We start from the raw sequence: 23297 nt of genomic DNA on the forward strand, positions 1-23297 counted from the left end.
GAGAAAGAGGGAGGGCACAATGAAAATAGCACAAGCAGCAAAACAGCTCGCTTTATCCACTGCGACACTTAGATATTACGAAAATATTGGTTTGATTAGAGAAATCAAACGTGATGATCATGGGATTCGTGATTATACAGAGGATGATCTTCAATGGATTGAATTTATCAAGTGTATGAGAAATGCTGGGCTCTCGATTGATGCGCTTAGAGAATATACAGCCTTATTTTTTGAGGATGATGATCATACGTTATCTTCGCGAAAAAACATTTTGATCAATGAACGAGAAAGACTCGTCCAAAAACAAAAGGAAATCGAAGAGACCATTAAACGATTGGATTTCAAAATAGAAAGTTATGAAGATATTATCCACAATCATGAGAAAAAACTCGCTCATCAGCTGAAAACTAGTTCAAATTAAACGAAGAAAAACCTGTGACAAGTCACAGGTTTTTTTGATAGAGTTATCTTTTTGTGTAACGCACCCAGTTATAATGTGCGTGGAGTGGTGTAACACCGTTGTAGGAACCAAGCCATTCATCGACACCTGCACCATTCCACAGGTTCATCATAATTTTCCCTGGTGTTTGAGGAATTTGTGTGGTGGCGGTATGCTTTAATTGTCCATCGACATACCATTTGATAGAGTTTGGCTGCCAGTCAAATGCATACGTGTGATAAGAGTTCGCTGCATCGAAACCAAGGTTGACGATCTTTTCATGATTTCCTACACCATTGGTATAGTAATTAAACTGTACCTTTGTCGTATCTTTTCCTAGAAATTCAATGTCAATCTCATCCCAAGGCGTGCCATCAGTCGGTCCCGTATAAGTGAAGAAAGAAGAGACGATCCCCACATTTTTGGCGGGCTTCATGTTGACTTCATATAACCCATAGCCGTACGTTTGAACGGAGCGGTTTTCTCCGCAGTCAAACTTGTTATAGGAGGGACTTGTGAGAGATAAACGCATTTCACCTGCTGAGGTCATCGACACATTATTTGCACGCCACGTACAGTTAAACATGTTTCCATTCGAGTATCCATCGGCTTTTTGCCATAACCCCGTATTATAGTTGTTAAAAGGTTCATAAAACGATCCACCCGTTTGTGCTGAGGCACCCACAGTAAATGTGGACAAACTCAAGACTAATCCAGTGACAACCAGCATCAACATTCGTTTCATACGGTACATATTCGCATTCTCCTCTCCTTTTGTGGAAGCGCTTTCTTTATTGATCATACATGATTCTTTCAAAAGGGAAAATCGGTCTAAATAATGATAAACTGTGTGCATCATTTAATAGAATTGAAAGAAAAAAATAATGATTGACAATGCGGACAGTTGTCCGTAAGATAATATCGGGACAATTTTCCTAAGAAAAACCTAAAGTGTTTTGATTTAACACATAGAGATGAGTGTCATGTGGATGAAGGTAAAGAAGGTGTGTATGGTGGAAAAGGATATTGGTGAGGAAATTGAAGAGATCGCATTCTCCTTGTTTCAAGAATTTGGTGTAGAAAATGTCAGCATGCATAAAATTGCGAAAACAGCTGGTGTTGGACAGGGCACTCTATACCGCCGCTACGCCAATAAAAGTGATTTGTGCCTTTCTATCCTTGGGGAGAGATTTGAACAGCTGATCCCAGCTTTGCATCTTTACTTGAGCAAAATAAGTGATCAGCCGGTTCGTGAACGTTTACGCTATGTTCTCGAAGAAATTCATCTGATCGTCGGTCACCATTTAGACTGGATTCGGATGCTCACAATCTCTGGGAATTTAGAGCAGACAAGTAAAGTGTATGATAGTCATTACAGTCAATCACTCAGACAAATCATTCGTGAATTGCTTGAAGAAGCGAGAGAAAAGGGAGAAGCGAATATACAGGATATAGAACTGACAACGTTATGTATGTCCTCTCCAATGACGCCTGAGCTCATGTTTTATATACATGAATCTGGCTATTCGATCGACAAAATTGCTCAATTTGCTGCAGAAAAACAGATTTTATCCGTCTTTCAATAGACATTGAAGTGGCTCATTTCTGACCACCCTGACTTCCTAAGGTTCATCTAAATTGAAAAAGAAAAGGAGCCAACTTAATATGAACAAACAGCAAGCAGCAGCTTCTGAAATTCGAACGCTGCCCATTATTATTTCTTTTATCACAGCTGGATTTATTGGCCTGTTCAGTGAAACGGCATTAAACATGGCGCTGAGAAGTTTAACGTTAGACTTTGGAATTGAAGCGACGACTGCTCAGTGGCTGACAACAGGATATTTATTAACACTTGGTATTCTCGTGCCGATTTCAGGACTCATTCTTCAATGGTTTACGACAAGGCAGCTTTTCATTACGTCGCTCGTCTTTTCGATCATCGGAACATTTATTGCGGCGGTTGCGCCGGTCTTTAGTATTTTAATGGTAGCACGTGTCGTGCAGGCAGTCGGTACAGCATTGCTTCTGCCATTGATGTTTAATACGATTTTGGTCATCATCCCGCCTCATAAACGTGGCCGATCAATGGGGATTATTGGTCTTGTGATTATGTTTGCACCAGCTGTCGGCCCGACAGTCTCTGGTCTTATTTTGAAATCGTTGACTTGGCATTGGATTTTCTGGATTTCACTTCCTTTATTAATGGCTGCACTTGTTTTTGGTTTTATCTTTATGCAAAATATTACAGAACCAACAAGACCGAAAATCGACATTCTATCGATTGTTCTTTCAACCATTGGTTTCGGAGGAATTGTATATGGATTTAGCAGTGCCGGTGAAGGCGGCGGCTGGAGCAGTATGCATGTCATCGTTGCAATTGTAGTTGGTGTCATAGGGATTCTTGTATTCTCCTTAAGACAGCTAAACATGAAAGAACCAATGCTGAACTTAAGCCCGTTTAAATATCCGATGTTTGTCATTGGGTTACTTCTAATTTTAGTGTGTATGATGGTGATGCTGTCTGCTATGATGATTTTGCCATTGTATCTACAAACGTCCTTGGCGCTTTCCACTTTTACAGCAGGTTTAATGCTATTGCCAGGTGGAATTATCAACGGATTGCTATCTCCAATCATGGGTGGTCTATTTGATAAGTTTGGTCCAAAATGGCTTGTCATTCCAGGTCTTGTCATTGTCGCAGCGACGATGTTTGGCTTTACGAATCTAAGTGTGAATACGTCGATTGGATTCATTGTAACTCTTCATATTACCTTAATGATCGGAATCGCGATGATCATGATGCCTGCTCAAACCAATGGATTAAATCAGCTTCCGCCAGAGCTATATCCGCATGGTACAGCGATTATGAATACTTTGCAGCAAGTGTCAGGAGCTATTGGTACTGCGATCGGTATCTCGATCCTTTCATCAGGAACTCGAAGCTTTATGGAAAATGTATCTGATCCCGCAAATCCGGTGAATCAGCTGCTCGCCTTTACAAATGGTGTCCAGCATGCATTTATCTTTGCCGTGATCATGACCGTCATTGGATTGATTATTGCTTTCTTCATTAAACGAGTGAAGGTAGAACAGCAAGTATCATAAGAGAAATGAAAAGCACTGAGGACATAGCGCCGCAGTGCTTTTTTTCAATAAATTAGTCTTTCATCAAATAATGATATCATTAAATATGAAAAAAAGAGTCGTACATAGAATAGCGGTGAATACTCGAAACGGCTTCTACTTAAAATTCTTTCTCAAATTGGTGCAATGCCTTTTCTAATTTTGAAAGCCCATCGTCAATCTGTTCTTTTGTGACGGTCAGAGGAGGGATCATTCTAATCACTTCTCCTTCGTTACCGCATAAGTAAAAGAGAACTCCCTGCTCAAGGGAATAATCTAAAATCTTCATGACGGCGCTTCCATCGGGTTTTTTTGTTTTTGGGTTTATCATTTCAATTCCAATCATTAAGCCTACCGAGCGTATCTCTCCAATGATCGGGTGATTTTTTTTCATTTGTTTTAGTTTTTCAGCAGCATATTGACCAACCACTTTTGCATTATCTAGTAATCTTTCTTCTTTCATTATTTCAAGAGTGGTCAACGCTACCGAACAGGCAATTGGATTTCCACCGAACGTTGTTCCATGACTTCCAGCAGGCCATTTGCTCATCAGTTCTTTTGAAGCTACTGTGGCACTTAAAGGTAGACCAGAAGCTATTCCTTTAGCGATAGCCATAATGTCTGGGGTGACTTCAAATGTCTGAGCAGCAAACCACTCTCCTGTGCGTCCAAAGCCAGTTTGTACTTCATCAAAAATAAGCAGTATACCATGCTGATCGCATATTTCGCGGATCTTTTTCAGCCACCCTTTAGGAGGGATGATGTAGCCGCCTTCTCCTAATACAGGTTCTAATATGACGCAGGCTACTTCTTCAGGTGTCACTTGGTGTTTAAATAATTCTTCAAAATGTTTTTCTAATTCGTTAATGCAGAAAGTTTCTGGGTCTTTACCTTCGGGGCATGCCTGCATATTAGCGTAAGGCAGATGATAAGTCAGGTGAGACGGATTTATATATTTTCTATATTTACTTTTTGATGTTGATACGCTTAAAGCACCTAAAGAACGGCCATGAAAGCACCCCGTAAAAGAAATAGCATAAGGTCTCTTTGTTGCATATTTAGCCAATTTTAAAGCTCCCTCAATTGCTTCAGCACCACTATTGGCAAAGAAAAAACAATTTAAATCTCCTGGCAGAATTTCACCTAGAGATTTGGCCAGCTTTAAAATAGATTCATACATAATGACTCCCGAAGGGCCATGAGTTAATTGATCTGCTGCATCCTTGATACTTTGTACGATTTTAGGATGGCGATGTCCTGTATTAGCTACTGCAATCCCGGAAGTAAAATCTAAATAGGTTTTCCCATCCAGCCCGTAGTAATAACAACCTTCTTCTTTTACCACAGGTAAGTTTGGATGATCTTTGGCCATGCTAGGTGCTAAATAATCACTCATGTTCTCAACTAAGGAACTCCAGTTGTTGCTCATAAAATCTCCCCCCTTAAGCTTTTTACACCTCTACCTTTCTTCTGTTGCAGGTGTAGAATAACACGAAAATAATTAACTGAAAATTTTAACTTATTTATAGTAACTATTGAAGATAATGATGTGAGATAATCTGACAAGAAAAGGTTTTTAAATATCTTTTAACTTTACAAAAAAACCGAACTAACCATAATTGGCAGTTCGGTTTTTGTACGATCAGATATTCCAAATATTTATCTTAATGGTTTTTAATCAGCTATTTACTTTAAGGGTACGCAAATATTCAGAGAATTTCTCAAGACCTGCTTTTAATACATCTGTTGAACATGCGTAACCGATACGAACGTAACCTTCCATATCAAAGCAAGAACCTGGCGTTAAGAATGTGCCATTCGTTTTAAATAGGTCAACGCAAAATTCTTCTGATGAAATAGGGTAATCGTATTTCAGCATAGATGTTGTGCCTGCACGTGGCTTTACGTAGGAGATTGAAGGTTCATTTTGAACCCACTCATCTAAAATAGCCAGATTATCTTTGATAATTTTGCGGCTTCTTCCTAGGACTTTATCATAGTTTTTAAGAGCATGAACGGCTAACATATCGTCAAGCACACCACAGCTGATTGTTGTGTAATCACGGTGTTTTATGCATTCAGCGATCACATCACTTGGACCTGCAATCCACCCAAGGCGCAAGCCGGCTAATGAAAATACTTTTGACATACTTGATGTACTGATTCCTCTTTCATATAAATCAGCAACAGATGGCACAACAAGGTTATCTTCCTGTAATAGGTTTCTGTATACTTCGTCGCACAGCAAGTAAGCATCACATGAGCGTGCAATTTCTACAATTTCTTCAAGCATTTCTCTCTCAATAATAGCACCTGAAGGATTATTCGGATTGTTGATAATAATCAATTTTGTTTTTTCGTTAATCAGAGACTTTAATTCGTTTAGATCCGGCAGGAAGTTATTTTCTGGTCTCAATGGCAGCAGATCTACATTCGCGCCAAATGAAGCAGGCACATCATATAACTGCTGGTATGTTGGGTGTACAGCAATTACATGATCTCCTGGCTCAATAAGAGAATAGAGCACTAAGAAGTTTGCACCAATTGCTCCATTCATGACAAGTACATTATCAGCTTCAACTGTCTCATACAGGCCAGATACTAAGCTTTTAAACTCTGGAGATCCTTCAATATGTCCGTATGTTAATTTTTTCTTTCCGACTTCATTGAAAAAATCTGCTGGATTTGAGCCATCGATTCCGATCAACTCATTTACAGTGAAAGATTCAACACATGTTTCCGCGATATTATAAACGGCCTCTTGCTCGTATAAATTCATCCAATGTTCTACAGCAAATGTTTTTATATTCATCCTATTAACTCCTCTGTAAGTATTATTTATTTTTTGATACGTAGTCTTTTGGTAAAGAATACTTTCTAAAATCTGCTGATTTAAAAGGCTATCGATCAGTTACAGCTTTGTCGACATCCCAATTTGTTTTTCTTCTGCCTGTTCTAGAACATAGCTCGCTGTCAATAGATCTTGAAGAGAGATGCCTGTACTGTCAAAAACTGTGATATCTTCTGGAGAAATGCGTCCTGGTGCTTGACTTGTAATCACTCCTCCAATTTCCGAAATGATGCTATCTTTTGCGATGATGCCTTTTTTAAATGCAGTTTCAAATTCCCCTACCGTAACAGACTGTTCAAGGTCATCAACGAATATGCGAGCATCAGTTAAAATATTTTCATCAATTTCCTGTTTTCCTGCCATGTCTGCACCCACACATGAAAAATGAGTACCTGGCATTACCCATTCTTTTAGAATAATTGGTTGGCGTGCTGGAGTAGCTGTAATAATAATATCTGCATTTCTCGTAGCTGTTTCAATATCATTAACCGGCGTATACTCAATCTCTATCTTTTGAAGCATTTCTTCATAAACTTCCGGGTTTTGTTCTTTAGTTTGAGCTAACAGCTCTTTTAACTTGCCTTTGATGTCTGCACAAAACTGACCAGCTCGGTCAAATGAATGAGCATTATACACTCGAACTCTTTTGATATGGTTCATTGTCATTAAAACAGCTAAGATTTGATAAGCTGCAACATGACCTGACCCTACCATAAGCAATTCTTCTGAATCTTTTCTTGCTAAATATTTAGCTCCAATTCCACCAGCTGCTCCGGTGCGCATCATGGTCATATACTCACCGCTCAAGATACCGATCGGAAGGCCTGTACGGCTGTCAAGAACTAAGACAGTACCAACAACAGCAGGAAGGCCTTTAGAAGGGTTGTCCCCGAACCAGGAAACAAGTTTTAAACCGAAAATGCCTGCTCCTGACAATTCTCCTGATTTAATATCCATGTCCGCTTTACCAGGTTCGAACTCGTGAAACACCATTGGGAATAAAGAAGCTTCTTTATTTTCTTTTAAGACGTAAGCTTTTTCTACGATATCGATTACATTTTTCATATCAAGAATAGCTTTGATATCTTCATGATTTAATATTTTAAATGGATACATAATATTCTCCCTTTCCCTTACTTCGTTCTGCTCTTTATCAAATCTATCACAGGATGAAAAAAGCTAAAAATTAATTAATTTAATAGTATGCATTAGAAAACTTTAGCGATATATCATAACCTTAAGAGTAAGGAGATGATTTGGTTTTTTATTGGTATATTAAATCAGGCGATTCAATAGTTACCAATAAAAAATGAATGATTCGTATCAAACTTTTAGATTCTCCCGTTAAAATTTTTGATATAATGATTTGATTGCTATTCGCTTCAGAGCATCTTGTCTATGGGGTTATATGGTTAACCTTATATCCTATGAGAAAGATGATTACTTTATATACTTTTGGTTAGGAGCTTTTGTAGGCTATAAAAAATATAGATAGTGAGATGAAGGTTAAATGGAACTCAGAAATCTAAAAACTTTTCAAGTAGTAGCCAATGAATTGAATATGACCAAAGCTGCAAAGATCTTAAAATATACTCAACCCACTATTACTTTGCAAATTCAAGTATTAGAAAGGGAACTAAACCATTCTCTATTCACCCGTATTGGAAAAAAAACGTTTTTGACGCCTGCTGGAAAAAAATTAAAGCAGCATACAGATAGATTATTTGAATTAATGGAATATATGGAAAGAGACATGGAAGAGTTAAATGGTCCTTCCGGAAGTCTAACTATTACAGCTTCAGAATATTATTGTACGAATCACCTTTCCCTACTGCTTAGTTCTTATACAAAATTGCATAAACAAGTTAAGCTGCGCCTCATGCCAGCAAACAGCCTTATAGCTGTCGATAAAATTTTAAATAATGAAGCAGATATTGGGATTGTTGCAGGGGAAGTTGATTCCTCAGAATTAGAAAAGTTTGTTTTAGAAAGGGAAAAGGCGGTGTTGGTTGTCTCCGCCGATCTTACCAAAAATCGCTCTAAAGAAGAGGTTATAGAATCCTTTCCGTTTCTCGCTTATCATGAACATTGCGGTTTTAGCTCAATTACAGAGCAGTGTTTTTCTGAAATTAACACCCGTCCATCTTCTATCATTGAATGCGGGGGAAGTGATGAAACGATTAGGCGGGCAGTTTTAAATAAAACCGGAATCGCCTTGCTTGGTGAAAATATGATTAAAGAGGAATTAGCAGAGGGTATTCTTATCCCTTTGCATTATTGTGAAAAACCAATTGAAACATCTGTCGTATATTTAAAAAGTCGTTCAGAAGGACCAACCATTCAATCTTTCTGTGAATTGCTCAAAGAAACTTGGTTTGCAGTTACAGATTGATATTTTTATAGGTTTTCTGCGTAATATAAAAACGAGTTTTCCCGTTTTACATTGAACATGGAAAACTCGTTTTCTTCTTTTTTCATTCTCTTAGTATCGTGTGTTAAATTCAGTGTGTTACTTAGCTTTATTGATTAGTTTTAGCTAATAAACGTATACCTTCTTCAATGTCTTCTCTTTTTTATTTTGATTAATCCAGTAAGGTGCCGCTGATTCAGTAGAAGGAAAAGAGGAAAAAGGAACGAATGAGTTAAGAAGAAATGAATAAGATAGGAGTCTGAGATCATGAACTTAGAAGAACAAATCAAAATCGCTGCTTCATTACGCCAGCCATCTGAAGGTTCATTAGCAAGTCAATCGGAACTAAAGCCAGTAAATCCTCCTGATGTGAACAAAATGGAATATGACATTCCAACAAGTGCTGGCGAAACAAAGGTGTGGGTGTTTAAGCCAGTGAACACATCAAAGCAGCCACTTCCTGTTTTTGTGAATTTACATGGTGGCGGATTTATCATGGGCAGTGCTGAAATGGATAATCCATGGTGTCCAGTCATTGCAGACCGGGCGCAATGTATCGTGGTCAATGTCGAGTATCAGCTTGCTCCTGAGCACCCTTTCCCAGCGGCTCTTCATGAATGCTACGATGTACTGAAGTGGCTGTATGAACACCCTGACGAGCTTCAAATCGATCGGAATGCATTAGCCGTTGGCGGACATAGTGCAGGAGGAAATTTGGCAACGGCTGCTTGTCTATTGAATATTCAAAAAGGAAATACACTCCCAATTGTTTATCAGGTGCTTGATTATCCGCCGCTTGATCTAGCCACTGATCCAGCAGAAAAGCCAGCGTTTGATGAAGCGATTCCAGTTGAATTGGCGAGACTCTTTAATTCCTTCTATCTGCAAGGCCAAGATCCGCGCAATCCGCTCGTTTCTCCGGTTTTTGCAGATCGTACATCCTTGGCACAAATGCCTCCAGCTCTCGTCATCACAGCAGAGAAGGATTCGCTGGCTGAAGAAGCTGAGCAATATGCTGCCAAGTTAAAAGAAGCTGGGATAGACGTCACGTATAAACAATTTAAAGGAGTTCCACACGGCTTCACGCACGCCGGAGATTTAGCCATAGCTGAAGAAGCTTGGCATTTAATGGGGGATCAACTAAAGAAGGCGTTTGAATAAAAAAAGCAGAGTGATTCAAAAGCACAGGAGACAAAGGGCCTGTGCTTTTCTTATTGTTTCTGAAAAAAAGCGTCAGATATCTTTCCTCATTGTCGATATAATAGAAAAAATAGATGATTTCTAAAAAAGGAGCTAATGAAATGAAAAAAGAACAGCTGCAGGCATTTTGTCTTTCCTTAAAAGGAACAACCCATGATTATCAACCTGAGTGGCAGGCAGATCGTTATCATATTGGCGGAAAGATGTTTGCTATGATGGGGGGAGATGCGAATCGAAAGCCTGTCATCACTTTAAAATGTGATCCTCTTCGTGCTGAAGAACTAAGAGAGATGCATGAAGGAATTATCCCTGGCTACTATATGAATAAGACTCATTGGAATTCCATTTACCTTGATGCAGACATTCCATCCTCATTTGTAGAGGAGTTAATCGAACATTCCTATCAATTGGTTTTTCAAAAATTAACAAAAAAATCTCAGCATGACATCCTCCAAAATGATTCAAAAGGAAGTAACTGAGGAGCTGTATCTAAGTTGACATGATGCCCTTTGACTCTCTTCAAAATTGACTTGAGCGAAACGCTGTCGTTATAATTTAACCAGTTAGAAGACGCGAATAGGGGGATATAAAATGGGCTATACAGTCATTACAGGAGCAAGCTCAGGTATTGGATATGAGGCGGCTCTCGCATTTGCAGCACGAGGGAAAAATCTTATATTAGCTGCACGCCGGCTCAATAAACTCCAAGAATTGAAGAAAAAGATTCATGATCAATATCCCGATATCACAGTAGTCATACAGTCAGTTGATTTAACAAACATAGAGCAAGTGTATTCATTTTATGAATCATTGTCAGATTATGAACTGGATACGTTCATTAATAATGCAGGGTTTGGTCATTTTGGCTCTATAGGAGAACAAGATTTAAGTAAAATTGGGGATATGCTTCATCTGAATATAGAAGCATTAACGATTCTATCCACCTTATTTGTTCGTGATTATGAGCAAGTAGAGGGAGCTCAGCTCATTAACATTTCTTCACGAGCAGGATATACAGTCGTTGGCAATGCCGTCACCTATTCAGCAACGAAGTTTTACGTGAGCGCCTTTACAGAAGGACTGGCCCTAGAATTGAAAGAAAAAGGTGCCAAATTAAAGGCAAAAGTTTTAGCGCCATCCGCGACAGAATCAGAATTTGCAAAGCGCTCATTGGATCTAGACGAATTTGAATATGAAGGCAATTTCAAGAAATATCATACATCAAAAGAAATGGCTGCTTGTATGCTTGAGCTTTATGACAGTGAAAAAACAGTCGGTATTGTGGACGGAAAGACATTCGAATTTGAATTGAAATATCTAATCTTTTCACACGCAGGTTCAATGAAGAAATAACGATTCCCATCACTGAGGTAGATATCCTCAGTGATTTTTTTTGGCATGATTGACTGTGTGGTCAAGCATATTTGGAGCACTTAAAATGCGTAATAAATCAGGTAAAAACAACCTATACATTAAATATTTTTTTGCTGTAGTAAAGACATATATTAAAATATGAAAACCACTCAGAATAAAACCTGAGTGGTCTTTGTTCGTTTAAATGTCATTAAAATCTAATCCAAGATTCTTTTTCAATTGAATCTCTAAGTAATCTCTTTTTAAAAATTTACCGTTTCGAAATTCTGGAGAAAAGATTTTAGGATTGAACAACTCTAGCCCGTTTTCAATCCAATGTTTTCTCCATATGATATGGGACTTTTCAACAATTTCTTGGTCTGTTAACCCCTCATGATCAAATTCATCACAATCAAAATCATCTACTCCAAACTCAAAACCGCAACATGGACAAATTTCGTTACTACCTGCAAAATCGGAATAGTAAGGTCTTTCTTCTAATTCATTATAGCCGCAAATTAAACAAACGTTTTTATTCATTTCTACTGGTCCTTCCAATAATTAATTCCTCTTTTAGGTTTGAAAAAAGTGATAATGACATCTTTATCTTTTTGTTTCTCTACAGATAAAAATTCATTTGTTTTTTTATTATATTTATAATAACGGTGTTTACCATTAAACTTTTTCTTGCTTTTCTTTTCTAAAATATTGTTGCTCTTACTTGCTCCTAATAGTTTGCGTGCTTTATTTAAATACTCAGATTTTGTAATGTTACCAAATTCTTTTTTGTGTTTCTTATAATGATAGTCTAGCCGCGACATACTCACTTTTTTGACTGCGTTTGAAGTAGTGGTTTTCTTACCATGTTTTTTAACAGCATTTTTAACAGCAGTTTTACCAAACTTCTTTATTGCTTGGTTAATTCCAACACGAGCAATATAGATTGCTACGACTACTAAAGGATACCATGATGCTTGAATTTGTGAGTCACTTACTGTGTACTCTTCACCAGTTTCAATATCCACTAATAAGAGATGAGGTTCGCTTTTTTCAGCAACATCAATATCTGCTATTTCAAAATTATATTTTACAGTCTCTTTTGTGTCTTCATCAACAATTTCAGCTTCAACCATTGGTAATTGTTCTGATTCTTGAGATAAAATCACTTTACTGTTGATCAATAAATTTTCGTTTTCAACACTTACTTCAAGTTCCTGTTCATTATTCGTGTTTTTAATGACCTCTGTACTATGCAATTCCCCCGTGTTTGGTAGAGTGTTAATATCATTTGAATTAATTTCATCATGTTCATTTGAATTCATGGTCGCATTAGAAATGCTAGGTCCAATAATTGAAAATATCATTACTAAACTTATTACTTTAATAATATTCTTAAACATCATAAACTCCTAATTCTTATTTAATAATAGGCCATAACCATATGTTGAATCTCGTTCGTCATTATTCAGCGTTTGAGTTTTTTGTTTTAATCTGTGAAGAATATCTTTAAAAGATAGCGAAAAGTCATCTGGTATTAGCTTGGAAATATACCCTGTAGCATTTGCTGTAGCAAAAGAAGTACCGCTTAAAACTTTAACTTCAGCCAATTTTTTTATTTTCACTGTTTCTACATCGACACCAAGAGAAACAAAGTCGATTTTTCCTTTAGCTGCAAATTTATATATCTTATTTTTAGAATCAACAGCAGAAATAGAAATCACGTTATTATAACGAGCAGGATAATCACTTTTTAAACCAAATTTATTACCTGCAGCAGCTATAATTAAAATATTATGACTAACGACTTCGTCAATCTTTTTTTGTAGTTTTACATTATTCTCAGAAAGACCAAAACTCATATTGATGAGATTCACTTTGTTGTCAATACACCAATCTAAAGCTTTGATTAAAGTTTCTACACTTGTGTTTCCATTCTCGTCTAAAATATTTCCATCATAAAAATCTATGTTCTCATTGTTTTTATTAATAATTTCAGCAATAGCAGAACCATGTCCGAAAGAATCCATCACTGTTTTCTTATTATCAAAGCGCTTTATCACAGAAACATCAACATGATTTACGTCAATACCGCTATCAATGACTGCTATTTTAATGTTGTGATCATTTTTAGGTATGTAAATGAAAACAATAGTGATTATTATGAACAAGAAAAGAAAAATAAACTTTATTTTCATATTCCCTCCTTTATAGTATATTCTACTCACGTAATTACTTTTTTCCATATGTAAATAATTTTGTTAAGGTAAAATTAAGGTTAAATGGGTTATTTTTATAATTTAGTTTTATGTTTTAAAGTAATTCATTAAAAATATAAGGAGTATTCCCAGTATTTGGTTCTATATCTTTAGCCTCATGCCGATGAATGAAGGTATGGTATAAAGTAAAGTCTATAGAAAGAGATTTAGCCATGAAATCCATCAAATGAGGAAAAGAGATGATCCAATGAACATGACAAAATGGTTAGGTGCTGTCCTTCTTTCTGTTTTATTACTAGTGACAGCAGCTTGTGCGAACACAGGCACTCAAGAGAATAGTCAAAGCGAAAAAGAAAACGTATCCAGTGAAACAAAAGAGAAAAACAATGCGGTTGAAACAGGGAATAAGTCCTTATCAAATATTAAGGTATTAGCCACAGGCGGGACGATTGCTGGCAGTTCAGACAGTGATACAGATACGACGGGCTATAAATCTGGTGCACTTGGCATCGATAAAGTCATTGCTTCAGTTCCACAGCTGAAGGATATTGCAAATGTCACTGGTGAGCAGGTTGCGAATGTTGGAAGTGAAAATGTTGATGACGCTCTTCTTTTAAAATTAGCCAAACGAGTCAATGAGCTATTAAAAGATGATCAAGTGGATGGCATTGTCATCACGCATGGAACAGATACACTTGAAGAAACAGCTTACTTTTTAAATCTGGTGGTCAAAAGTGATAAGCCTGTTGTGGTTGTTGGCTCAATGAGACCAGCATCGGCTATCAGTGCAGATGGCCCGCTTAACTTGTATCAGGCGGTGAAAATTGCATCCACCAAAGAAGCGAAGGGCAAAGGGGTCATGGTCACATTAAATGATCGAATTGCATCAGCTCGTTTTGTTACGAAAACAAACACAACCACAACTGATGCCTTCAAGTCACTTGAGCAAGGATACATGGGAGAAATTGCTGGTGAAGTGGTGTCCTTTTATAACGAACCGACAAGAAAACATACGACTGAAAGCGATTTTGATGTATCGAAGATAAAAGAATTGCCACAAGTTGATATTTTATACGGCTATCAAAATGATCAAAAATATATGTATGATGCTGCAGTAAAAGCAGGAGCGAAAGGGATTGTTGTAGCCGCAGCAGGAAATGGAACGATGTCAACAGAAGCCATCAAAGGAGCAACAGATGCAGTGAAAAAAGATGTGGTTCTCGTGCGATCAAGCCGTACGGGTAATGGAATTGTCACCCATGAAAAAACGGATGATGAACATCACTTTGTGTCGTCTGATTCATTAAACCCGCAAAAAGCACGTATTCTGCTCATGCTGGCACTGACGAAGACAAAGGATCCAGATAAAGTGCAGAGGTATTATGAACAATATTAATGAAGAAAAAGACCCGAGTCATATCGGGTCTTTTTTCATGCATGTTTCTGATGTTCAGCACGCTCCTTTAAAGAGCGTAAAATATCTCGCCAAATATCGTCTACATCAGTAAGAAAATGCCCTGCTTGATCTATATAATGCGTTTTGACGTTTGGAATCGCCCGAGCTATTTTTTCTATTTCTACAAATGGAGCCATCGTGTCTTCTTTTCCATGCCAGACATCAACAGGGATTTGAATATCTTTCATATCGAATGCCCATGGTTTCGAAAGTAAAATGGGTTCACGAATACACTCATCCACCGATTGACGAGTCGCTTCGTGTAAATGTGTCATCATCATTTCTACCTGCTCATCGGTTTGAAGGAATTGCCGATCCCACGGATGTAAATGCTTGTTCCCGTTTTTGGCCAGCTTCTTAAATTTCTCTGGTTTGTTCTCAATCATTTTTTTCTGGGAACGATAGCTTGCTTTCAATAGCCAAGGAAACTTCTTACTAAGGAAAAAGGCTAATTTATTTTCTTTCAGCATGCTTTTTGGCGGTTTTCCGTCCTGAAAAGGGGTTGTACTTGAGATCAGAGCGGCAGAAAGAACGCGATCCGGCAATTGATAGGCACAACCAGCAGCGAATGCACCGCCTCCAGATACACCCATCACTGAAAAATGTTGAATGCCAAGATCATCTGCCACTTCCTGCACGTCTTTTGCCCAGTCTAAAATTGTGCGGTCAGGTAGAGGGGTGGATAAACCAAATCCAGGTCGATCCAAACAGATGAGACGAATGCCGAGCTTTTGAGAGATTGGATCATCATCTAAAAACATCACTCTTGATCCAGGTGTTCCATGAAAAAAGAAAATTGGAAACCCCTCAAGATCACCGTATTGAATCAAACCGATGTGCCGGCTATCTTGTAAATGAATGCTTCTCATATTTTCAACCCCTTAATAGTTTAGTTAACTTAAATGTTGGGGAGAGAAACACCGTATTAAGGCGCTTCTTTCGCAATCTGATAGATTTTTTCGTATAGAGATAGTAATGTTTTTAAATCTTCTTTTGGAAGCTTTGCATAATATTTTTGAATTAGATGCAATTGAATGTCTTCTGTATTCTTGTGATAGTCATGTCCCTTTTGAGCACAATCAACAATGATTTCTCTTCGGTTATGCGGATTAATTTCTCGTGTGACATAGCCGAGCTGCTCAAGCCTTGATACAAGCTGGCTAGCTGCACTGGCAGAAATCGAAAAGTAATCAGCTAATTCATTGATCGTTCTCGTTTTCGTACGCAGCAACTCAAGCGTCAGCTCTTGTTTGGCTGATAAATCTGCATACTCATGTTTTAAAAATCGCTGATACTCTTCTACATAAATTGAGCCTAGAGCATTCGAGTATTCTATGATTTTTTTACTGTAATGAATAATTTCCTCATCCAATGACATCACCTCTATTCTATTATAGGCAATTTTTATATTTAAGTGAAGTTAAATATAAAGTGAAATTAAATGAATGATGAACACGTAGTAGGTCAAGGCAGTCATGAAAAGGCCGCATAAGAAAGATGCGTATAAGTCCTTTTTAGTGATAACGCAGATGACTGTTTTGTTTGTTTTCACATGAATTACGCCTTATGAATCGATGCCTTTTTCATTGTATTATGAGGAAAATCCATTTATAATGAAAAAATAAACCAACTGGTCGGTTTTATTTTGTTCACATTAAGAAATGTAGGGTAGAAAGGGATTGTGACACATGACAAGTACCCAAAGCGGGGCTGGAAAGAGTGAGAAGACGAAGCAAAAAATCGTCACCGCTTCTCGTGATTTATTTGCGAAAAAAGGTTATTCAGAAACATCCGTGCGCGATATTTTAGAGGCTGCTGAGGTGAGTAAAGGTAATCTCTATCACCATTTCAAAGGAAAAGAGTTTTTGTTTCTTCATATTATGGAAGAGGATCATCGTTTGATGATGGAAACGTGGCATGAGGAAAAGAAAACACTGAACCGAGCTATTGATAAGCTTGCGGGATTTGCAGAGCTGCTCAGTCAAATAGGGATTAACTACCCATTAATGAGAGCGAGTGAGGAATTTTGTGCCAGCGCCTTTACATCAGATGAAGTCATGGAACGGCTGAACAAGATTGATGTCGATTTTGATGATGTGATGAGAGATATCTTACTTGAAGGAAACAAAGATGGCAGCTGGTCGATCCAACATGTGGAGTCAAAAGTGAAAATATTACTTTCCGTTTTTTATGGATTAGACGTGTTATATAAAAATGACACCATTGAGCAGAAGAAAGAGTTACAAAAAGAGGCGATCTCATTGTTTATTCACGGAATCAACCATCATGAGTAACAAGTGAGTCAGTAAAGGGGAAACAAACATCATGCAAAAACCGATTCGTGAGCAAAAAGCTGTACTCGTTATTCTATTAAGTAATATATTTATTGCGTTTTTAGGCATTGGTCTCATTATTCCTGTCATGCCGCTATTCATGAATGTGATGCATCTAACAGGAAGTACGATGGGATACCTTGTGGCGGCGTTTGCCGTTGCTCAGCTCATCGCATCACCGATTGCAGGTAGATGGGTAGACCGCTACGGAAGAAAGATAATGATTGTGTCTGGGCTGTTCCTCTTCGCGTTATCGGAACTCGTTTTTGGTCTTGGAACACACGTGTATGTTCTGTATGTTGCAAGGCTTCTAGGCGGAATTAGTGCGGCATTTATCATGCCGGCTGTCACTGCGTATGTCGCAGATATTACGACCGTTCAAGAAAGATCAAAGGCGATGGGCTATGTTTCTGCGGCCATTAGTACTGGTTTTATCATTGGCCCGGGAATTGGCGGGTTTATTGCAGAATACGGCGTACGCCTGCCATTCTTCTTTGCAGCAGGGATTGCGTTTATTGCCGTCATTTCGTCTATGTTTATGCTGAAGGAGCCTTTAACAAAAGAAGAGCGAGAGAAGCAAATGATTGAAGTGAAAGAATCGACTTTCTTTAAAGATTTGAAAAAATCGATTCATCCTAGCTACCTCATTGCCTTTATCATTGTATTTGTCCTCGCATTTGGACTATCTGCATATGAAACAGTCTTTAGCTTGTTCACAAATCATAAGTTTGGATTTGGTCCAAAAGATATAGCCGTGATTATTACCGTCAGCTCAATTGTGGCAGTCATCATCCAAGTACTTGTGTTTGGTAAACTGGTAAATACCCTAGGAGAAAAAAGAGTCATTCAGCTATGTCTGATTATCGGGGCTGTCCTTGCTTTCGTTTCAACCGTTGTGTCAGGCTTTTTGGTTGTATTGATTGTCACATGTGTCATTTTCCTTGCGTTTGATTTATTGCGTCCAGCATTAACCACCTTCTTATCCAAAATCGCTGGCAATCAGCAAGGATTTGTCGCAGGAATGAACTCTACCTACACAAGCCTAGGTACGATTTTCGGGCCGGCACTTGGCGGCATCTTATTCGACCAAAATATTCACTTCCCATTTCTATTCGCAGGTGTTGTCTTATTTCTTGGATTAGGCTTAACCCTGATTTGGAAGGGAAAAGTGACAGAAGAGGCAACGGCAGAATAATGAGAGACCTTTTAAATAAGGTCTCTTTTTTTAAATTGCGCCATTGATGCAGAAGATTGCTTTTGCTGAAAAGAGTCCTGTATGTCAGCAGCTTTTTCTTTATAATGGAAGGAAAGGAGGAAAAATCGTGCATCTCTTGGAACGGAAAAAGATACCATCAATGAAAAAAGGAATTAAGCAGATCGATCCGGCATATCCAGTGTTTGTAGATGCAGTCATGGATGGCGTCATACAAGGGCATCTTTATGTAGATGATGAAGCGCATCCGCTTGTATATTTTCTCGAAGCTTCATGCGGCATTTATTATGTGGCAGGAAGGAGTGAAGCGGAGCTGTTACGCTGTTCAGCCTTCATTGTGGATGTGTACGAAAGGCAGAAAAGACAAAATGCCCGATTCACCATATTTTCAGCAAACCCATTAACAGATGCATTGATGAAAAAATGTCTTGGGTTATATCTGAATGAAATGGAAAGACATGCGTACGTTTATTCACAGGCACATTCTCATGTCTCTGCGCCTTATCCAGGCTATAGAGTAGAGCGGACAAATGAGCAGGTGATGACTGCAAGCAGGGCTTTTCCTCCCAGCTATTACGAAGTCTATTGGGGTGAAACAGCTCGCTTTCTTTTAAAGGGAATCGGGATTGCCATTTTAGATGGAGAGAACGTGGTGAGTGAATGTGTCTCTATTTTTTCAAGTAAGGATCGTGCAGAGATAGATATTTGGACAGATGAGACTTATCGAGGAAAAGGTTTGGCGCTGCTGGCAGCTCAGCATATGCTCAGCATCTGTCTTGAAAAAAAGAGGACACCGCATTGGGATTGCGATGTCCATCACCAAGCTTCAATCAAACTAGCAGAGAAGTTAGGCTTCCGGAGGATCAAAACCTATCGATTGTTTTATGGTTCATGATGAGAAGGTCTTGAGATACCAAGCATCCATTGCAGAATGCTCGGAGCCTTCAAGCGGTTCTGAAAGAAGAGAAAAGCCGTATCGCTGATAAAGGCCTATAGCCGCTGTTAATTCTCGGCGGGTTTCTAAATAACACGCTTCGTAGTATGTAGAGGCATATTCCAGCGCCGTATCCATCAGTTTTTTGCCCGCACCTTTTCCTTGTGCTTTTGGACTTAAATAAAGCTTTTGTAATTCACATACTCCATTTGTGAATGGAGCAATCCCTACACCACCCACAATCTCACCATGCTCTTCAGCAATCCAATAGGCTGCATGAGTCAATGATTGATAATATTCGAAAAGCTGGTCAAGCTGGGGGTCAGTGTAGGCTGTTCCTTCAATTGCTAGATTCGCTGATTCTAGTGACTGGCGGATAATTGCTGCGATATACGGATTGTCTTTTTGCTCGATGGGTCTAATGTTCATTTGAAGTACCTCCGTTGTCATGGGATCAAAAAGAGAAAGGGAGTTGATATCATATGTTCTGGCTGCAAACAGCTATTTTTACAATCGTTATTTTGTGTCTCTCATGGTGGGCAGGGAAAAGAAGCCGGCAGCGTCATGCGGGGTTCATTGTCCCTATATGCTTGATTTTATTTGGTTTGGTTTTATTGATTGTCAGTCTCTTTATTGGTAGATGGGAAGGCATGGCGCTCAGTCTATCAAGCGTCTCTATCGTTCTCTCTTCCATTATTTGTTTAATCATCGTCACTGGGATTCAATTTTTTAAAAAAGATGACCCTTCTTAAGCAGGAGCATCTGTATTCATCATGTTTTTATATTCTTTACGAAGGATGCCCATGATGATGACATCTGAGTATGTACCGTTGAAATAGAGCGCTTGGCGTCTTTTTCCTTCATATTGAAATCCGGCTTTCTCATAGCTTCGAAAGGCCCTTGGATTGTGGGAAAAGACTTCAAGCTCAAGACGGTTGAGTTCTAATGTGTCAAAGGCAAATGCTTGAACCATCCGAACAGCTTCAGTGCCATAGCCTTTTTGAAAATGCTCCGGCCCGTGAAGCGCAATGCGGAAGCTTGCCGTATGATTGATTGGATCAATGTCCACAATCGCCGCATCCCCAATCATCTCTTTCGTATCCAGCAGACAAATGGCGAAATCTCGTCTGCTGTCATCTTGCAAAAAACGGGTATAGGCGGATCGAATTTCTTCTAGTGTGAACGTTTTTCGTGTACCAGTCATATGAAGTGTTTCTGCATGCTGACACCCTCTTTGAATACCAGGATAATCTTGCTCTTCAATCGGTCTCAAAAATATACGAGTCATGACGGATCACCCTCCTCTATATATCGAGAGATTTCAATTAAATTCAGATCAGGATCACGGATATAAACAGATTCAATTGGACCTAATGTACCGGTGCGTCTGACCGGCCCCTCTTCAATCGGGACCACTTGCTTCCGGAGGTGCAGCAGCAAACTGTCCATGTCTAAATCGGTGATAAAGCACAAATCATGAGATCCAGGAAGAGGATGAGCCGCTTTTGGCTCAAATTCATGACCAGCTTCATGAAGGTTGATCTTCTGTAAACCAAAACGAAGCGCTTTACGGCCTTCACCAAAAGTTTCTTCCTTCATCCCTAATACGTTCGTATAAAAGCGAATGGTGTCCTCCATATGTTGTACAGTCAACACGATATGATCAAGTCGTCGTATCATCAGTCTCTCCTCCAAGTATGATCATTGATTGAACTGACTCTATTATATCATCACCTGAAGAGGATACCTTATTTAATCACGGTTTTATAGCTCCAGCTTTCCAAGGATATTTCCTTTCCGCGCAATACCCTTTCATCAAACTCCATCCAGCCATTTTTTCGGTAGAAATGACGATTGGCCTCGTTGTGTGTAATCAGTGTGAACAGTCCGCCGCCTTGCCGGGCGATAAAGGGAAAAAGGCATTGCTTTAACATGCGGCTTCCGAGTTTTTTTCCTTGCTGGTCTTTTGCCACGACAAGTGCTTCTAAATACCAGTAAGGCTGCTTTAAGGAAGAACACGCTTTTTTTGCCTCCTTTAAAACACGGAACACATGCTGAATGGCCGATATACCGCCAGTGAAGAGCAGCTTTAACCCACCTGACAATACATAATTCATGACGCCTGGTTCAGGAAGATGCGGATGCTTTAAAAGGGCAGCAGACACAACCTTCTCGTTCTCAACCCCGACAAAACAGATTTGATGCTGAAAATACACCTTTGTATTGACCAAATGCAGCTGACGAGCGAAAGCAGAGCGCTTTGAGACCTTTTCACATAATAAGTCAAAAAATGAATAGTCCTGAAACGAATCATCTAACAACTCTGCCACTTGAGGCAGTTCATCCTCTCTGGCAAGTCTGAAATGAAGCATATGACGGCCTCCTTTTTTGAACAGATATATATTATTGAACATGTGTTGATTATAATAAGAAGTAAAGAGATCGAACATCGGCAATGGATGATAACCTGTTCATAATTAGACAGTTAACGCCTGATTGTTCAAAAACGGAGGGGATTTCATGAAGGACAGACGAACAATCAAAACAAAAAGAGCCATTCGGGAAAGCTTCCTTGAGCTGTTAAAGGAAAAGGAAGTCCAGCAGATTACGGTATCAGAGCTCTCAAGGAAAGCGGATTTAGGCAGGGGAACCTTTTATTTGCACTATCAAGATGTGTTTGATTTATATGAACAGCTTGAGAAAGAACTATTCGATCAGCTCGGGGGATTATATGATGAAACCTTTCCAAGTCAGGACCCTCTTGATATGCTTTCCTTTTTAAACAAAACAACTGAGTACTTGAAAGAGAATCAGTATATGTTGACGTTATTTGTAAAACCAAATGGTCCAACGACCAATCAATTCAAAGCCTTTTTCAAAGAAAAAATCATGAAAGAGTGGCAGCTTGATCAGCGTCCTATTACAGAGAATGAACAAATAGAGGCCTCTTTTGTCGTGTCTGGTGTCGTGGGGGTACTCGAGGAATGGATTCATGAAGAAATGACTATTGATGCCGGCAAGCTCGCGCATAAATTATACGAGCTTCTCGTCAAGGTGGAACAGGAATCGTAAAAAGGGAGAAAGTTATGTAGCCTTTGTCTTTCCTTTTTGATAAAATAGAATATATGTTCTTATTTGAAGTAAGGGAGTGGTGGGATTGAGTGAGAAAAGGAAACTGCTTTTTTATGGGGCGATGAGTATCGATGGATATTTAGCGAGAGAGGATCACCGGCTCGATTGGCTAATAGGGACAGAGGGTGAAGATGAAACGAGCTACGACACCTTTTATGCGTCAGTCGATACACTGATCATGGGGCGCAATACATATGAACAAGTTCTTCAGCTGTCACCAGATGAGTTTCCTTATGAAGGAAAGACATGTTATATCATGTCACGTACGTTACAAGACAGTCTGGAAGGAACCCATATCATTCGCGAAGATGTCTTATCATTTGTGAAAAAATTAAAGAATGAAACAGGCCGGAATATTTGGATTGTCGGCGGCGGGGGATTGCTTCAATCTTTCATAAAAGAAAGATTGGTGGATGAGCTTTTTCTTCAAATCGTACCTGTCATCATTGGAAGAGGAATTCCTCTGTTTTCGCCGGCGGATCTGGAATCCAAGTTTTCATTACAGGAAGTACATCAATATAAACAAATTGCTGAAATGCATTTCACCTTAAAAGAAGAGGACCACTGAACCAAGGTGGTCTTTTTTTCATGAAACAAACTCATTGACAAGAAAATATCCTAGTGTTAGGATAAATTT

27 protein-coding genes are annotated in these 23297 nt (G+C 38.8%); 14 read left to right on the forward strand and 13 right to left on the reverse strand.

Annotation, left to right across the window (positions count from 1 at the left end):
* The first annotated feature begins 19 nt into the window (after positions 1-19).
* Positions 20-421: a MerR family transcriptional regulator gene (locus ACN6NB_RS02570; protein ID WP_144495831.1), complete on the forward strand. Its 402-nt coding sequence runs from the start codon at positions 20-22 to the stop codon at positions 419-421.
* 43 nt (positions 422-464) lie between these two features.
* Here ACN6NB_RS02570 and bglS read toward each other — a convergent pair whose 3' ends face one another.
* Positions 465-1193 (reverse strand): beta-glucanase, encoded by a 729-nt coding sequence (gene bglS / locus ACN6NB_RS02575; RefSeq protein ID WP_041089240.1) that lies wholly within the window; start codon positions 1191-1193, stop codon positions 465-467.
* Between the two features lie 235 nt (positions 1194-1428).
* Between bglS and ACN6NB_RS02580 the strand changes: the two genes are divergently transcribed.
* Both ACN6NB_RS02580 and ACN6NB_RS02585 read left to right on the forward strand, forming a co-directional pair.
* Positions 1429-2025 carry a TetR/AcrR family transcriptional regulator gene (locus tag ACN6NB_RS02580; RefSeq protein WP_224930346.1) on the forward strand — a complete coding sequence of 199 codons (597 nt, stop codon included), beginning with the start codon at positions 1429-1431 and terminating at the stop codon, positions 2023-2025.
* Between the two features lie 79 nt (positions 2026-2104).
* Positions 2105-3544 (forward strand): DHA2 family efflux MFS transporter permease subunit, encoded by a 1440-nt coding sequence (locus ACN6NB_RS02585; RefSeq protein WP_059376082.1) that lies wholly within the window; start codon positions 2105-2107, stop codon positions 3542-3544.
* A 139-nt stretch (positions 3545-3683) separates the two neighbouring features.
* On the opposite strand, the gene ACN6NB_RS02590 is transcribed toward ACN6NB_RS02585, so the two are convergent.
* The 3 genes from ACN6NB_RS02590 to ACN6NB_RS02600 all read right to left on the reverse strand — a co-directional run bounded on the left by ACN6NB_RS02590 (position 3684) and on the right by ACN6NB_RS02600 (position 7529).
* Entirely contained in the window at positions 3684-4991 is a 1308-nt protein-coding gene (locus tag ACN6NB_RS02590) for an aspartate aminotransferase family protein (RefSeq protein WP_341039990.1), read from the reverse strand.
* A 249-nt stretch (positions 4992-5240) separates the two neighbouring features.
* Entirely contained in the window at positions 5241-6374 is a 1134-nt protein-coding gene (locus ACN6NB_RS02595; protein ID WP_144491832.1) for an aminotransferase, read from the reverse strand.
* Between the two features lie 99 nt (positions 6375-6473).
* Entirely contained in the window at positions 6474-7529 is a 1056-nt protein-coding gene (locus ACN6NB_RS02600) for an ornithine cyclodeaminase family protein (protein WP_247544584.1), read from the reverse strand.
* A 394-nt stretch (positions 7530-7923) separates the two neighbouring features.
* Here ACN6NB_RS02600 and ACN6NB_RS02605 point away from each other — a divergent pair, with 394 nt between their 5' ends.
* The 4 genes from ACN6NB_RS02605 (at position 7924) to ACN6NB_RS02620 (ending at position 11376) form a co-directional block, all read left to right on the forward strand.
* On the forward strand, positions 7924-8805 hold the full coding sequence (locus tag ACN6NB_RS02605) for a LysR family transcriptional regulator (RefSeq protein WP_106025664.1): 882 nt from the start codon (positions 7924-7926) through the stop codon (positions 8803-8805).
* A 285-nt stretch (positions 8806-9090) separates the two neighbouring features.
* Positions 9091-9984: an alpha/beta hydrolase gene (locus ACN6NB_RS02610; RefSeq protein ID WP_039176762.1), complete on the forward strand. Its 894-nt coding sequence runs from the start codon at positions 9091-9093 to the stop codon at positions 9982-9984.
* A gap of 140 nt (positions 9985-10124) precedes the next feature.
* The gene (locus ACN6NB_RS02615) at positions 10125-10502 is read left to right on the forward strand and encodes an MmcQ/YjbR family DNA-binding protein (RefSeq protein ID WP_058837436.1); all 378 of its coding nucleotides are present in this window, start codon (positions 10125-10127) and stop codon (positions 10500-10502) included.
* 112 nt (positions 10503-10614) lie between these two features.
* Positions 10615-11376: an SDR family NAD(P)-dependent oxidoreductase gene (locus tag ACN6NB_RS02620; protein ID WP_474253218.1), complete on the forward strand. Its 762-nt coding sequence runs from the start codon at positions 10615-10617 to the stop codon at positions 11374-11376.
* 201 nt (positions 11377-11577) lie between these two features.
* On the opposite strand, the gene ACN6NB_RS02625 is transcribed toward ACN6NB_RS02620, so the two are convergent.
* Genes ACN6NB_RS02625 through ACN6NB_RS02635 form a run of 3 tightly spaced genes read right to left on the reverse strand, consistent with a single transcriptional unit; the run spans position 11578 to position 13571 of the window.
* Complete coding sequence (locus ACN6NB_RS02625) at positions 11578-11934, reverse strand: hypothetical protein (protein WP_080967148.1); 357 nt, start codon at positions 11932-11934, stop codon at positions 11578-11580.
* On the reverse strand, positions 11919-12776 hold the full coding sequence (locus ACN6NB_RS02630; protein ID WP_126681967.1) for an SAR2788 family putative toxin: 858 nt from the start codon (positions 12774-12776) through the stop codon (positions 11919-11921). The genes ACN6NB_RS02625 and ACN6NB_RS02630 overlap by 16 nt, the downstream gene beginning before the upstream one ends.
* Before the next feature lie 9 nt (positions 12777-12785).
* Positions 12786-13571 (reverse strand): S8 family peptidase, encoded by a 786-nt coding sequence (locus ACN6NB_RS02635; protein ID WP_052773102.1) that lies wholly within the window; start codon positions 13569-13571, stop codon positions 12786-12788.
* 268 nt (positions 13572-13839) lie between these two features.
* On the opposite strand from ACN6NB_RS02635, the gene ACN6NB_RS02640 reads away from it, so the two are divergent.
* Positions 13840-14988: a type II asparaginase gene (locus ACN6NB_RS02640; protein WP_039176770.1), complete on the forward strand. Its 1149-nt coding sequence runs from the start codon at positions 13840-13842 to the stop codon at positions 14986-14988.
* A 35-nt stretch (positions 14989-15023) separates the two neighbouring features.
* Here ACN6NB_RS02640 and ACN6NB_RS02645 read toward each other — a convergent pair whose 3' ends face one another.
* Both ACN6NB_RS02645 and ACN6NB_RS02650 read right to left on the reverse strand, forming a co-directional pair.
* Positions 15024-15917, reverse strand: coding sequence for an alpha/beta fold hydrolase (locus ACN6NB_RS02645; protein WP_039176773.1), 894 nt, complete (start codon positions 15915-15917; stop codon positions 15024-15026).
* 56 nt (positions 15918-15973) lie between these two features.
* On the reverse strand, positions 15974-16426 hold the full coding sequence (locus tag ACN6NB_RS02650) for a MarR family winged helix-turn-helix transcriptional regulator (protein ID WP_039176776.1): 453 nt from the start codon (positions 16424-16426) through the stop codon (positions 15974-15976).
* Positions 16427-16736: 310 nt separating this feature from the next.
* Between ACN6NB_RS02650 and ACN6NB_RS02655 the strand changes: the two genes are divergently transcribed.
* The 3 genes from ACN6NB_RS02655 to ACN6NB_RS02665 all read left to right on the forward strand — a co-directional run bounded on the left by ACN6NB_RS02655 (position 16737) and on the right by ACN6NB_RS02665 (position 19489).
* On the forward strand, positions 16737-17342 hold the full coding sequence (locus ACN6NB_RS02655) for a TetR/AcrR family transcriptional regulator (RefSeq protein WP_107164191.1): 606 nt from the start codon (positions 16737-16739) through the stop codon (positions 17340-17342).
* Between the two features lie 31 nt (positions 17343-17373).
* Positions 17374-18576: an MFS transporter gene (locus ACN6NB_RS02660; protein ID WP_039176781.1), complete on the forward strand. Its 1203-nt coding sequence runs from the start codon at positions 17374-17376 to the stop codon at positions 18574-18576.
* Positions 18577-18703: 127 nt separating this feature from the next.
* Complete coding sequence (locus tag ACN6NB_RS02665; protein ID WP_059376104.1) at positions 18704-19489, forward strand: GNAT family N-acetyltransferase; 786 nt, start codon at positions 18704-18706, stop codon at positions 19487-19489.
* Here ACN6NB_RS02665 and ACN6NB_RS02670 read toward each other — a convergent pair.
* Positions 19484-19957 (reverse strand): GNAT family N-acetyltransferase, encoded by a 474-nt coding sequence (locus ACN6NB_RS02670; RefSeq protein WP_039176786.1) that lies wholly within the window; start codon positions 19955-19957, stop codon positions 19484-19486. The two genes, ACN6NB_RS02665 and ACN6NB_RS02670, sit on opposite strands and share 6 nt — an antisense overlap.
* Positions 19958-20010: 53 nt before the next feature.
* Between ACN6NB_RS02670 and ACN6NB_RS02675 the strand changes: the two genes are divergently transcribed.
* A complete protein-coding gene (locus tag ACN6NB_RS02675) occupies positions 20011-20280 on the forward strand; it encodes a YesK-like family protein (protein ID WP_039176789.1) in 270 nt (89 codons plus the stop codon).
* Here ACN6NB_RS02675 and ACN6NB_RS02680 read toward each other — a convergent pair.
* The 3 genes from ACN6NB_RS02680 to ACN6NB_RS02690 all read right to left on the reverse strand — a co-directional run bounded on the left by ACN6NB_RS02680 (position 20277) and on the right by ACN6NB_RS02690 (position 21900).
* Positions 20277-20816 carry a GNAT family N-acetyltransferase gene (locus ACN6NB_RS02680; protein ID WP_327842333.1) on the reverse strand — a complete coding sequence of 180 codons (540 nt, stop codon included), beginning with the start codon at positions 20814-20816 and terminating at the stop codon, positions 20277-20279. The two genes, ACN6NB_RS02675 and ACN6NB_RS02680, sit on opposite strands and share 4 nt — an antisense overlap.
* Entirely contained in the window at positions 20813-21208 is a 396-nt protein-coding gene (locus ACN6NB_RS02685) for a VOC family protein (RefSeq protein WP_024425420.1), read from the reverse strand. Before ACN6NB_RS02685 ends, ACN6NB_RS02680 begins: the two co-directional genes overlap by 4 nt.
* Positions 21209-21276: 68 nt before the next feature.
* Positions 21277-21900 carry a GNAT family N-acetyltransferase gene (locus ACN6NB_RS02690; RefSeq protein ID WP_064498155.1) on the reverse strand — a complete coding sequence of 208 codons (624 nt, stop codon included), beginning with the start codon at positions 21898-21900 and terminating at the stop codon, positions 21277-21279.
* Between the two features lie 148 nt (positions 21901-22048).
* On the opposite strand from ACN6NB_RS02690, the gene ACN6NB_RS02695 reads away from it, so the two are divergent.
* Both ACN6NB_RS02695 and ACN6NB_RS02700 read left to right on the forward strand, forming a co-directional pair.
* Positions 22049-22600 carry a TetR/AcrR family transcriptional regulator gene (locus ACN6NB_RS02695; RefSeq protein WP_048240359.1) on the forward strand — a complete coding sequence of 184 codons (552 nt, stop codon included), beginning with the start codon at positions 22049-22051 and terminating at the stop codon, positions 22598-22600.
* Between the two features lie 85 nt (positions 22601-22685).
* The gene (locus ACN6NB_RS02700; RefSeq protein WP_058837410.1) at positions 22686-23228 is read left to right on the forward strand and encodes a dihydrofolate reductase family protein; all 543 of its coding nucleotides are present in this window, start codon (positions 22686-22688) and stop codon (positions 23226-23228) included.
* Positions 23229-23297: the final 69 nt, after the last annotated feature.

It is taken from the genome of Bacillus sp. 11B20 (assembly GCF_056098985.1).